This is a genomic window from Streptomyces sp. NPDC059037, assembly GCF_042740015.1.
Lineage (GTDB): Bacteria > Actinomycetota > Actinomycetes > Streptomycetales > Streptomycetaceae > Streptomyces.
Genome location: NZ_JBHYIG010000119.1, coordinates 15853 through 27171, shown reverse-complemented (window position 1 = coordinate 27171; position 11319 = coordinate 15853). Strand labels below are relative to the sequence as shown.

Here is an 11319-nt window from a genome sequence, read left to right as displayed (position 1 = left end):
CGGTGATCTACGGCCACCTGGGGGCGGGCGGAGCCGTAATTTTCGGGAAGGGGCGGGGTTGGGGAAAGAACCGCCGGAGGCAGACCTCAGCGCGCGATGTCCCCGTATCCCTCGATCTCCCGGGGATTCCGCGAACCAGGGCCCACGTACCGCGCGGAGGGGCGGACCAGCCGCCCCGTCCGCTTCTGCTCAAGGATGTGCGCCGACCATCCGGCGGTCCGCGCGCACGTGAACATGGACGTGAACATGTGCGCCGGCACCTCGGCGAAGTCGAGGACGATCGCGGCCCAGAACTCGACGTTCGTGGCCAGGACCCGGTCCGGGCGGCGGGCATGCAGCTCGTCGAGCGCCGCCTTCTCCAGCGCCTCCGCCACCTCGAAGCGAGGAGCGCCCAGCTCACGCGCCGTACGGCGAAGGACCCGGGCCCGCGGGTCCTCGGCCCGGTACACCCGGTGCCCGAAGCCCATAAGCCGCTCGCCCTTGTCCAGCGCCTGCTTCACGTACGCGACCGCGTCGCCCGTCCGCTCGATCTCCTCGATCATGCCGAGGACACGGGAGGGAGCCCCGCCGTGCAGGGGTCCGGACATCGCACCCACGGCCCCCGAAAGCGCCGCCGCCACATCCGCGCCCGTCGACGCGATGACCCGCGCCGTGAACGTGGACGCGTTCATGCCGTGCTCGGCGGCCGACGTCCAGTACGCGTCGACGGCCTGGACGTGCTTGGGGTCGGGCTCGCCGCGCCACCGCTTCATGAAGCGCTCGACGACCGTGTCCGCCTTGTCGATCTCCCGCTGCGGCACCATCGGCAGGCCCTGCCCGCGGGCGGACTGGGCGACGTACGAGAGCGCCATGACGGCGGCCCGCGCCAGATCGTCGCGGGCCTCCTGCTCGCTGATGTCCAGGAGCGGCTTCAGGCCCCACACGGGGGCGAGCATCGCGAGGGCCGACTGGACGTCCACGCGGATGTCGCCGGAGTGCACGGGGATGGGGAACGGCTCGGCGGGCGGCAGGCCGGGGTTGAAGGCGCCGTCGACGAGCAGGCCCCAGACGTTGCCGAACGAGACGTGACCGACCAGATCCTCGATGTCGACGCCGCGATACCGAAGCGCGCCGCCCTCCTTGTCGGGTTCGGCGATCTCCGTCTCGAACGCGATGACTCCCTCAAGTCCGGGTACGAAGTCGGACATCAGGCGGCTCCTCGTGATGTGTACGACAGATGGTGGTGACAGACAGCTCGTGACCATGTGTCAGAAAAGGGATGCTGCCGGTCCGGTTACGTGGTCCGTCGACTCGCGGTCCGGATCGGTCACCCCGGTGATGCCCCGTGCGGCTGGTGGTCACCCAACCGATACGGCAGCGGAACGATATCCCTTGGTGCCACCCTTGGCGATGGATAGCGGCACTCAGTGCCACACGTCACCTCTACGTGGTGACCGTCGGCCCGTCGGGTGACCCTTCGTATACGGCAAGATGACCGCGTGACCGATCGAGCCGCCGCCTCGCCTGCCTCAGCCTCGCCGTCAGCCGCCGCACACGCTCCCCGGGCGGCCGAGCCCGATCCCGCGGCCCTCCGTGCCCAGTACGGCGCCGACGGGCTCCTGGAGGCGGAGCTGCCCGGAACGCCGATGGAGCAGTTCGAGATCTGGTTCGCGCAGGCGCTCGCCGCGGCCGAGGCGGGCGTGCTGCACGAGCCGAACGCCATGGTCGTGTCGACGGCGGACGCCGATGGCCGCCCCAGCTCCCGCACGGTCCTCATGAAGGGCTACGACCGGCACGGCTTCGTCTTCTTCACCAACTACGAGTCCCGCAAGGCCCGCGAGCTCGCCGCCAACCCGAACGTCGCGCTGCTCTTCCCGTGGCACCCGGTGGCCCGCCAGATCATCGTCACCGGCACGGCGGAGCGCGTCGGCCGTGAGGAGACGGTCGCGTACTTCCGCAGCCGCCCGCACGGCTCCCAGCTCGGCGCCTGGGCCAGCGCCCAGTCATCGGTGATCGCGGGCCGCGAGGAACTCGACCGTGCGTACGCCGATCTGGCGGCGCGCTACCCGGAGGGCGAACAGGTCCCCGCGCCCCCGCACTGGGGCGGCTTCCGCGTCGAGCCGCAGACGGTGGAGTTCTGGCAGGGCAGGGCGAACCGGCTGCACGACCGGCTGCGCTATGTGCGGACGGAGGCCGATCCGGGTTCCGCGGCGGGCTGGACGCTGGAGCGCCTCAGCCCGTGAGAGCGGCTGTCCAGGATCGCCCCGCGCGCCGCCCAAGATCCAAGCCCGTCCGGCGTTTGAGGACCGGGGGCACGGGGGCGGAGCCCCCGACCGGCACGCACAGCTCCGGGGCGCGAACTACCCGGTAAGGACCCCGTCCAGAAACGGCTCGATCGCCTCGCGCCAGGCCTCCGGCTGGTCGTAGTGGACGAGGTGGCCGGCGTCCGCCACCTCCGCGTACGCGCCGCGCGGCAGCACGCGGACCATTTCCTGGGACTCGGCACGGCCCAGCTCGCCGTCCAGGCCGCGGACGACGAGGGTGGGGCACTGGACCTGGGCGAGGTCCTCCCAGTGGGCGTCGTGCACCCATGTCTCGCGGGACTTCAGCATCTGGTCGCGGTCGAAGACGGGGCGCCAGCCGTCGGGGCCCTCGGTCATCACCTCGGCGAAGAACTCGCCGCGGGAGGGGTTGGGCCGCTCCACCCAGGGGTCGTCCTCGCCGAACCATTTCCGTACGTCGGCGAGGGTCGCGAAGGGCACGGGCCAGGCCTTGAACCAGTCCTCCCACTCGCGCTGCGACGCGGCACCCAGGGCGGACGCCCGCATGTCGCAGATGATCAGGGCCCGGACGAGATCGGGGCGCCGCGCGGCGAGCTGCCAGGCGGTGAGCGCTCCCATGGAGTGGCCGATGAGAACGGCGGGGGCGAGGCCGAGCTGGACGAGCGCGGCCTCGGCGTCGTCCACGTAGGCCTCGCGGGTGAAGGGGCCCTCGGGGGGCTTCTCGCTCTGCCCGTGCGCGCGCTGGTCGAGTGCGACCGCGCGGTGCCGCTCGGAGAGCCAGCGGGCGGTGCCCGCCCAGTGCGATGCGCGGCCCATCAGGCCGTGCAGTAACAGCACACCGCCCGGCGGCCCGTCGGCCTCCCTGGATTTGGGAGGATCGGCGAACTCCCAGGCGGCCAGGCGCACGCCACCCGCGCCCGTCACGTCGATGCGCCGCACCATGATTCCTGGCACCCCCCTTGAATCCTCTCGGGCTGAACGCCTGGTTCTGTCACGCACCCCCGCACGCTATCGAACTCCCTTTCGAAAGCGGGCGGATCGCCGGCAACACCCCTCGTTTGAGTGACCGCACTCAAGGATTGGTCGCCGCAGCCGAGGGGAGATCTTCATCGGGAGGCGGGCCGCTCGGGGAAATCGGTCCGAGGGGAATGACCCTGGGAGCTCGGGGCTCCGGGTCAGAACAGGGGAGGACAGGCCCCGGCGCTCAAGGGCGCCGGGGCCCGCTGCTTCTCCGAGGCGATGTCCGCGGCGTGCGGGCGCGCCATCTCCGCGGCGTACGGGCACACCATTTCCGCGGCGTACGGGCACGCCGTCTCCGCGACGTGCGCGCGCGACCCGCGTGCGGACCCGCACGCGGCCTCGCTCGTGCTCACCAGACGGGCACATCCTTCTGCCCCCTCCCACGCCCGTGACGGCCAGACCCGGTGCCGACACGGTCAAGAGCCCTCAGGTCATATGCCTCTCGCGACAGCCTCGCACGCAAAACGTCCGGCCGCTGCGATTCCGCACACTGAATCTTGGACCCCACGGGATCCAGGAGTCTTCACAACTGCCCAATACTTACCGGTAGTTGACGCATGTTTCCCCCAACGGGAGACGGAATCCGCCGAAAGCCGACGTGGACGGCCGATGACGACAGCCGATGGCGAAGGCCGCAACGGCCTCAGCGCTTGGCGACGAACACGTGCGACGCGACCTCCGCGGCCAGCTCGGCGGCCTCGCCGCTGCTGCCCACAAGGACCCCGCCCGCGGACTCCGTCACACTCACCACGGAGCCGGGCTGGACGCCCGCCCGCCGCAGTGTGTACATCAGCTGCGCGTCCGTCTGGATCGGCTCACCGATCCGGCGGACCACGACCGTCTTGCCCTCGGTGCCCGGGTCGAGGTCGACCAGCGAGACCATGCCCTCGTCGAGGAACGGATCGGCGCCGTCCTTCTCGCCCAGCTCCTCCAGGCCCGGGATCGGGTTCCCGTACGGAGACTCGGTGGGGTGGCGCAGGAGCTCCAGGACACGGCGCTCCACCGCCTCGCTCATCACATGCTCCCAGCGACACGCCTCCGCGTGGACCTGCTCCCACTCCAGGCCGATCACGTCGACAAGCAGGCACTCGGCGAGCCGGTGCTTGCGCATCACGCGGGTGGCGAGCCTGCGGCCCTCCTCGGTCAGCTCCAGGTGACGGTCGCTGGCGACGGCCACCAGGCCGTCACGCTCCATGCGCGCGACCGTCTGGCTCACCGTCGGCCCGCTCTGGTCGAGCCGCTCGGCGATCCGGGCGCGCATGGGGACCACACCTTCCTCCTCCAGCTCGAGGATGGTGCGCAAATACATCTCAGTGGTGTCAATCAGCCCCGACATGGGTGCCCCTCAGATCTCGCTCGTGCGGCCGGCCCTGCCCTCAATTCTGACGCATACCGCTGACAACCGGGCTGCGCCGGGGAAAACCCGGTACAGGCGGTCTTGACGGGGGTGCCCGGGCCGTATTGACAGGGCACTGGTCCAGACCGCAACGTGATCCGCGGCACGCAGGACGGACAGACGTACAGGGCATGCATACGTACAGCACATTCGTACCCGGAAAGGTTCCTCGGCGCATGGGCTCCAAGAGCGAGAGCAAGCTGGCCGGTCAGTACATCGACGCCGCGATCGGACTGCTCGGCCGGGTCCGCGACGAGGAGAACGCGAACATCGAGGCGGCGGGCGTGCTCCTTGCCGACGCCGTCGAGGCGGGCGGCAGGCTCTTCGCCTTCGGTGCCGGACACTCGTCGCTCGCCGCGCAGGACGTCGTCTACCGCGCGGGCGGCCTCGCCCTGATGAACCTTCTCGCCGTCCCCGGCGTCGTCGGCATCGACGTCATGCCCGCCACGCTCGGCTCCGCCCTTGAGCGCGTGGACGGCCTCGCGGGCGCCGTCCTCGACTCCTCGCCGGCCCGCCCCGGCGACGTACTCGTGATCATCTCGCTCTCCGGGCGGAACTCGCTTCCCGTGGAGATGGCGATGAACGCCCGCGCGCTCGGCCTGAAGGTCATCGGCGTGACGTCGGTGGCGTATGCGGCGGAGACGAAGTCGCGGCATGTGTCCGGGACGTTCCTCAAGGACCACTGCGACGTCGTGATCGACTCGAAGATCGCGCTCGGCGACGCGGAGCTGAGCCTCGACGCCGTCGACGCGCCCTTCGGGCCCGCCTCCAGCGTGGTCACCAACGCGATCATGCAGGCCATGATGGCCACTGCCGTGGAGGCTCTGGCCGCGCGTGGGGTGCAGCCTCCGCTGCTTCGGTCGGGGAACGTGGATGGGGGCCACGAGTGGAACGGGCGGGTTTTTGAGGAGTACGGAGACCGGATTTTCTATCGGCGGTGAGTGCCGTCTGCGGGTCCGCTTTGGCTGGTCGCGCCCACGCGGCGGAGCCGCATATGTCACAGCCCCGCGCCCCTGACGGGGCGCTTCAGCCCCCCGGCGGGAACTTCACCCGCACCGTCAGCCCTCCGCCCTTCCCGTTCGCCTCCGCCGTCACCTCCGCGCCGTGCGCCCGCGCGATCGCGGTCACGATCGACAGGCCGAGCCCCGCGCCCTCCCCACGCCTGTGTGTACGCGCCCTCAGGCGCCGGAAGGGCTCGAAGAGGTGGGGGACGGTCTCGGGTGGGACGTCGGGGCCCGTGTTGGTGACCTCGATCCAGTCGGGTCTCGTCCGTAGCTCGACCCGGCCGCCCTTCACGTTGTAATGCACGGCGTTCGCCACGAGGTTGTGCACGAGGCGGTCGAGCAGCACTCCGTCGCCGTGGACGGTCAGCGGCTCGGCGTGGACGGACAGGGTGACGTCGCCTTCCGCCGCCCGTCCCGCGAGCCCCTCCGCGACCGCGTCGGCGATGACGTCCACGGCGATCGGCTCCCGGCGTTCAAGGCCCTGCTCCGACGTGGCGAGCAGCAGAAGACCCTCGATGAGGTGCTCGCTGTCGTCGGCCACCGAGATCAGTTTCGTACGGATCCTCGTGACCTGTTCCGCGTCCGGCGCACCGGCCAGGCCGATCTCCGCGGCGGCCCGCTGCACGGCGAGCGGGGTGCGCAGCTCGTGCGCCGCGTTGGCCGCGAACCGCTGCTGGGCGCCGACCAGCTGCTCTATCCGGCCGAGCATCTCGTCGAAGGTGTCGGCCAGCTGCTTCAGCTCGCCGGGCGGGGCGTCGAGCGCGATCCGTTCGTGCAGGTTCTCGCCGGAGAGCCGGCGAGCGGTGCCGGTGATCACGGCCACGGGGCGAAGCACCCGGCCTGCCATCCACCAGGCGAGCAGGATGGACAGCGCGGCGTACACGAACAGGACGATGACCGAGACGGTAAGGAGGCGGCTGAGGGCGGCCTGCTCGGCGACATCGCTGATCTTCGTGACGGCGAGGCCCTGCGTGACCTCGGTGGGCAGGGGTTTGGCGGGGGCGGCCGAGGCGGCCGGGCTCGGTGGGCGCCAGGGCGGGCCGATCCTGCTCGCGGGGACTGCGGTGGTGACGGCGGCGGTGATCGAGGAGTAGAGCCCCTGCCGGACCAGGAAGTAGACGAGCCCGGTGAGCAGGGCTCCGGCGAGGACGAGCATGCCGCCGTAGAGGGCGGTGAGCCGGGCGCGTTCGCTGCTCATGCGGAGAGGAGGCGTGCCGAGGCGTCCCGCGCCGAGGCCTTTCACGCCGACCAGCCCGTGATCCGGTAGCCGGCACCCGGCACCGTCTCCACCACCGGCGGATCGCCCAGCTTCGTGCGCAGTTTGGACAGCGTGACCCGGACCGCGTTCGTGCGGTAGCTGGTGTCCTCCTCCCAGACCTGTTCGATCAGGTCATCGCCGCTGACGACCGCGCCCTCCGCCCGCAGCAGCGCCTCAAGGACCGCGAACTCCTTGCGGGAGAGCGCGAGATGGCGCCCGTCGCGGCTTGCCTGGCGGCGGGCCGTGTCCAGGACCAGGCCCGCGCGTTCGATGACCGGCGGCAGTGCGGGGCGGGTGCGGCGGCCGAGCGCCAGGACGCGGGCAAGGAGTTCGTCGTACGCGAACGGCTTGGTCAGGTAGTCGTCGGCGCCCAGACCGAGGCCCGCGACCCGGTCCCGGACCGTGGCCGACGCCGTCAGCATCAGGACCCGGGTGAGCAGCCGCTGCCGCACGACCCGGCGGCACACCTCGTCGCCGTGCAGGCCCGGCAGGTCCCGGTCCAGGACGACGACGTCGTACTCGCCGAGCTGGAGCTTGCGCAGGGCGGTCAGGCCGTCGGACGCGACATCGACCGCGAGCGCGTCGCGGCGCAGCCCGTCGGCGATCATCTCGGCCAGGAATTCCTCGTCCTCCACCAGCAGTACACGCATCCGGCCTGTGTACCTGAAGTGCACCTTTCGCCGATGTAAGCGTCTGCGTTGAGAGAAACGAAACCCCGCTTGCCGCCAGCCTGTGCGCGTCGACATGACAGCGAGAAGTGAAGGGGACGTCATGAGGACTCGTACGCGCTCAGCAGCCGTCGCATCGGGGTTCGCCGCGCTCGCCCTGTTCGCCGGAGCCTGCTCCTCCGGCGGTGGCGAGAGCAGCCGGGACAGCGCCGACGGCGGAAAGGGCAAGCAGGCCGACGCCGCCTTCAAGGAGCGCGAGTGCCTGCGCAAGCACGGCCTCAAGGTGGCCGAGCCCAAGGCCGGCGAGGACAGCCGGGGGATCACCATCGGCGGCGACCTGAGCAAGGAGAAGATGCAGGCCGCAATGAAGGAGTGCACCGGCAAGGGCGGCGGCGCGGGCGGCGGATCGGTCTCGCAGGCCGACAAGGACAAGATGCTCAAGTACGCCCGCTGCATGCGCGAGAACGGCTACGACATGCCGGACCCCAAGTTCGACGGCGGCGCCATGCAGGCCCAGCCCATGCCCAAGGGCGCCGAGGCCAAGAAGATGGAGAAGGCCGCCAAGGCGTGCAAGGACATCGTCGCGTGAGGCGCCGCACCGCCGTCGTCGCCACCGTCGTGGCCCTGCTCGCGATCACCGGCGGCGGCGTCGCCGTCACCGCCATGGCCGGGCAGGGCGACGGCAAGGACGGTTCCGCGAGCCGGGACGCCGGACTGCCGCCCGCCACCGCCCCCGTCGAGCGCGGCGACCTCAGCAGCGGCACCCAGACCGACGGCACCCTCGGCTACGCCAAGGAACGCAAGGTCAATGCGGGCGTCACCGGCATCCTCACCTGGACCACGGGCACCGGCTCGACGATCCGGCGCGACGGCCGTCTGTACGAGGTCAACGGCGTCCCGGTGCGGCTCATGTACGGCACCGAGCCCATGTACCGCACGCTGAAGACAGGTGACAACGGCGACGACGTACTACAGCTGGAAGAGAACTTGCGGGCGCTCGGGCACGGCGCGGGCCTTGCCGTCGACGACACGTACACGGAAGGCACCGCGGCCGCCGTCAGGCAGTGGCAGAAGGCGCACGACCGCAAGCAGACGGGGCGGGTCGGCCCGGACCAGATCGCCTTCTCGCCCGGGGCCGTCCGCGTGAAGTCCGCCGAGTCGGCCGTCGGCGACCAGGTCGCCCCGGGGAAGCCGGTGCTCGCCACGACCGGCTCCGAACGGGTCGTACGTTTCGACCTCGACGTCGCCGAGGGGAAGCTCGCCAAGGCGGGCACGAGGGTCACCGTGGACCTGCCGGACGGCTCGACGGCCAAGGGCCGGGTCGCGTCCGTCGGCAGGACCGCGAAGCCGGGCGACGACCCGGCCGACAAGACCCCGAAGATCCCGGTGACGGTCTCCTTCGACGACCCGGGGAAGGTCGACGGATTCGACCAGTCCCCGGTGACGGTGAACCTCACCGGCGAGACCCGCGAGGACGTGCTCTCCGTCCCCGTCAACGCGCTCCTCGCGCTGCCCGGCGGCGGCTACGGCGTCCAGGTCGTCGAGCACGGCCGCGCCCGCCAGGTGAAGGTCGAGCTCGGCATGTTCGGGCAGGGGCGCGTCGAGGTGACCGGCGGCGGGCTGCGCGAGGGCGCGAAGGTCGGGGTGCCCAAGATATGAGCGCCGTCGTGGAGTTGGCCGGGGTCACCAAGGAGTATCCGGGCGGTGTCGCGGCCCTGCGCGGAGTGGACCTGACGGTGGCAGAGGGCGAACTCCTCGCCATCGTCGGCCCGTCCGGGTCCGGCAAGTCGACGCTGCTGCACATCGTCGGCACGCTCGACCGTCCGACGCAGGGCTCGGTGGCCATCGCAGGGCACGACGTGGCGGCCCTCACCGACCGCAGCCTCTCGGCGCTGCGCGCGCGGCACATCGGGTTCGTCTTCCAGGCGTTCCACCTGGTGCCGGGGGTCAGCGCGCGGGACAACGTCGCGGAGGGCCTGCTGTACTCCGGGCTCCCGCGCGCCGAACGCCGCCGCCGCGCGGCCGACGCGCTGGAGCGGGTCGGCCTCGCGGACCGCATGAGACACCGGCCGCACGAACTCTCCGGCGGCCAGAAGCAGCGCGTCGCCATCGCGCGGGCCGTGGTCGGCGCTCCGGATCTGCTGCTCGCCGACGAGCCGACCGGCGCGCTGGACTCGGCGTCCGGCGAGGCGGTCATGGAGCTCCTGCACGACCTCAACGCGGAGGGCGCGACGATCGCCGTCATCACCCACGACACGGAGATCGCCCGGCGGCTGCCGCGCCAGGTGCGGATCAGGGACGGGCGGGTCGTGGCGGATGCGCGGGCAGAGGAGGTGTCCGTCTGATGACGTCGCTTGATACGTCGGATACGTCACGCAAGAAGCTGCGAGCGGCGCGGGTCGGCCCCCGCGACGTCCTGCACGTCGGCTCGGCGGGACTGCGCAGCCGCCCGGTCCGGGTCGTCCTGTCCGCGCTCGGCATCGCGATAGGCATAGCCACGATGATCGCGGTGGTGGGTGTCTCCTCATCGAGCAAGGCCCAACTCATGCAGGAACTCGACGAGTTGGGTACGAACATGCTGGTCGCGTCGCCGGGGGAGCCGCTGTTCTCGGGCGAGAAGGTGGTGCTGCCGCGCGACGCGGCGGGCCGGGTCTCGCGCGTCGAGGGAGTGGAGAACGTGGGCGCGACAGGCGACCTCGACCGCTCCGTACGGCGCAGCGAGAAGATCCCCGAGGACGAGACCGGCGGCATCTCCGTCAAGGCGGCGACCGAGGGTCTGCTGGAGGTGCTGCGCGGCGAGATGGCGCACGGCACCTGGTTCAACGCGGCCAACAGCCGCTATCCGTCGCTGGTCCTCGGCCATGTCGCGGCGCAGCGCCTCGGCATCACGGAACCGGGCACTCAAGTGTGGCTCGACGACCGTTACTTCACCGTCATCGGCATCCTCGACCCGCTGCCGCTGGCCCCCGAGATCGAACGCTCGGCGCTCGTGGGATGGGACGCGGCGAAGTCCGAACTCGCCTTCGACGCCCGCCCCACGTCCGTGTACGAGCGCTCGGCCGACGCGGCGGTCGGGGAGGTCCGCGGCCTGCTCGCGGCGTCGATCGACCCGGAGAACCCGAGGAACGTACAGGTCACGGACCCGTCATCGGCGCTCAAGGCGAAGGCGGCGACGGAGGGCGCGTTCTCCACGCTGCTGCTCGGGCTCGGCGGGATCGCCCTGCTGGTCGGGGGCGTCGGGGTAGCCAACACCATGATCATCTCAGTCCTGGAACGGCGATACGAGATAGGCCTCCGCCGCTCGATGGGCGCGACGAAGGGACAGATCCGGATCCAGTTCGTGACGGAGTCGCTGATGCTTTCGGGCCTGGGCGGTGTCGCGGGAATCGCCCTGGGCGCGGCGGCGACGGCAGCGTACGCGGCGTCGGGCGGCCTGCCCTGGGTGATCCCGCTGTGGGCGGTGTCGGGCGGCTTCGCGGCAACGCTGGCGATCGGCACGGTGGCGGGGTTGTACCCGGCGGTACGGGCGGCGCGGCTCTCCCCGACGCTGGCGCTGCACGCGGGGTAAACGGGCTGCCGGGCAATCGGGTGGGCGGGCGGGAAAGATCCGCCGCGGAGCGGCGGCCACGAAAAACCCCCCCCCCCCCAAAACCCCCAGGCGCCCCGAAACCCCCCCCCCCCCCGCCCCGGGAAAACCAAACCCCACCCCCCC

12 protein-coding genes are annotated in these 11319 nt (G+C 71.4%); 6 read left to right on the top strand and 6 right to left on the bottom strand.

Going from position 1 to position 11319, the window contains the following annotated elements; genetic code table 11:
- Positions 1-86: 86 nt before the first annotated feature.
- Positions 87-1187: a citrate synthase 2 gene (locus tag ACFWY6_RS23905; protein WP_360779784.1), complete on the bottom strand. Its 1101-nt coding sequence runs from the start codon at positions 1185-1187 to the stop codon at positions 87-89.
- 291 nt (positions 1188-1478) lie between these two features.
- On the opposite strand from ACFWY6_RS23905, the gene pdxH reads away from it, so the two are divergent.
- A complete protein-coding gene (gene pdxH, locus ACFWY6_RS23900) occupies positions 1479-2222 on the top strand; it encodes a pyridoxamine 5'-phosphate oxidase (protein ID WP_384693809.1) in 744 nt (247 codons plus the stop codon).
- A gap of 117 nt (positions 2223-2339) precedes the next feature.
- On the opposite strand, the gene ACFWY6_RS23895 is transcribed toward pdxH, so the two are convergent.
- From ACFWY6_RS23895 to ACFWY6_RS23885, 3 genes are all read right to left on the bottom strand, one after another.
- The gene (locus tag ACFWY6_RS23895) at positions 2340-3203 is read right to left on the bottom strand and encodes an alpha/beta fold hydrolase (RefSeq protein WP_384693816.1); all 864 of its coding nucleotides are present in this window, start codon (positions 3201-3203) and stop codon (positions 2340-2342) included.
- Positions 3204-3436: 233 nt separating this feature from the next.
- Positions 3437-3634 (bottom strand): hypothetical protein, encoded by a 198-nt coding sequence (locus ACFWY6_RS23890; RefSeq protein WP_384693806.1) that lies wholly within the window; start codon positions 3632-3634, stop codon positions 3437-3439.
- A 290-nt stretch (positions 3635-3924) separates the two neighbouring features.
- Complete coding sequence (locus ACFWY6_RS23885) at positions 3925-4617, bottom strand: metal-dependent transcriptional regulator (protein ID WP_360779790.1); 693 nt, start codon at positions 4615-4617, stop codon at positions 3925-3927.
- Positions 4618-4853: 236 nt separating this feature from the next.
- Here ACFWY6_RS23885 and ACFWY6_RS23880 point away from each other — a divergent pair, with 236 nt between their 5' ends.
- Positions 4854-5618, top strand: a complete 765-nt coding sequence (locus ACFWY6_RS23880; RefSeq protein WP_384693800.1) for an SIS domain-containing protein — start codon at positions 4854-4856, stop codon at positions 5616-5618.
- Positions 5619-5703: 85 nt separating this feature from the next.
- On the opposite strand, the gene ACFWY6_RS23875 is transcribed toward ACFWY6_RS23880, so the two are convergent.
- Positions 5704-6879 carry a sensor histidine kinase gene (locus ACFWY6_RS23875; RefSeq protein WP_384693798.1) on the bottom strand — a complete coding sequence of 392 codons (1176 nt, stop codon included), beginning with the start codon at positions 6877-6879 and terminating at the stop codon, positions 5704-5706.
- A 41-nt stretch (positions 6880-6920) separates the two neighbouring features.
- Entirely contained in the window at positions 6921-7589 is a 669-nt protein-coding gene (locus ACFWY6_RS23870; RefSeq protein WP_384693795.1) for a response regulator transcription factor, read from the bottom strand.
- Between the two features lie 121 nt (positions 7590-7710).
- Here ACFWY6_RS23870 and ACFWY6_RS23865 point away from each other — a divergent pair, with 121 nt between their 5' ends.
- The 4 genes from ACFWY6_RS23865 to ACFWY6_RS23850 all read left to right on the top strand — a co-directional run bounded on the left by ACFWY6_RS23865 (position 7711) and on the right by ACFWY6_RS23850 (position 11175).
- On the top strand, positions 7711-8196 hold the full coding sequence (locus ACFWY6_RS23865; RefSeq protein ID WP_384693792.1) for a hypothetical protein: 486 nt from the start codon (positions 7711-7713) through the stop codon (positions 8194-8196).
- A 74-nt stretch (positions 8197-8270) separates the two neighbouring features.
- Complete coding sequence (locus ACFWY6_RS23860) at positions 8271-9266, top strand: peptidoglycan-binding protein (protein ID WP_384693813.1); 996 nt, start codon at positions 8271-8273, stop codon at positions 9264-9266.
- Complete coding sequence (locus tag ACFWY6_RS23855) at positions 9263-9952, top strand: ABC transporter ATP-binding protein (protein WP_384693789.1); 690 nt, start codon at positions 9263-9265, stop codon at positions 9950-9952. Before ACFWY6_RS23860 ends, ACFWY6_RS23855 begins: the two co-directional genes overlap by 4 nt.
- A complete protein-coding gene (locus tag ACFWY6_RS23850; RefSeq protein ID WP_384693785.1) occupies positions 9952-11175 on the top strand; it encodes an ABC transporter permease in 1224 nt (407 codons plus the stop codon). Before ACFWY6_RS23855 ends, ACFWY6_RS23850 begins: the two co-directional genes overlap by 1 nt.
- Positions 11176-11319: the final 144 nt, after the last annotated feature.